General features: G+C 35.8%; 2 pseudogenes. Both read left to right on the forward strand.

What is annotated here, in order from left to right:
• A pseudogene (locus SB717_RS34400) lies at window positions 1–228 on the forward strand (SAM-dependent methyltransferase); the annotation flags it as partial.
• Window positions 228–335 (forward strand): annotated as a pseudogene (locus SB717_RS34405) (DedA family protein); the annotation flags it as partial. The pseudogenes SB717_RS34400 and SB717_RS34405, both read left to right, overlap by 1 nt.

A 335-nucleotide genomic window follows, 5' to 3' on the forward strand; every position in this document is an offset into this window, starting at 1 on the left:
GGGTTGCCTTTCACTTCTTTACCAGAAGAAGTTTCAAAGCGAATTTTAAGCAATGCGATGGAAGCGATACATGAGAATGGTGAGTTCATTACATTTCAATATTCACTTGTGAAAAAAGGGTTTATACAGCATTTCTTCCCTGAAATTACACTAGAAAAAGTATGGCTCAATTTCCCGCCAGCCTACGTCTTTAGTTGCAAAAAAGAACTAAGGAGAGCGTATGCATAATGGAATTACATGAATTATTATCCTATATCGAGCAATACGGTTATTGGGCATTATTTTTCTGTTTATGGTTAGGTATTATCGGTATGCCAATTCCAGATGAAATGATT

Origin of the sequence: Priestia sp. SIMBA_032 (genome assembly GCF_046535215.1) — a bacterium.
GTDB classification, from domain to species: domain Bacteria; phylum Bacillota; class Bacilli; order Bacillales; family Bacillaceae_H; genus Priestia; species Priestia aryabhattai.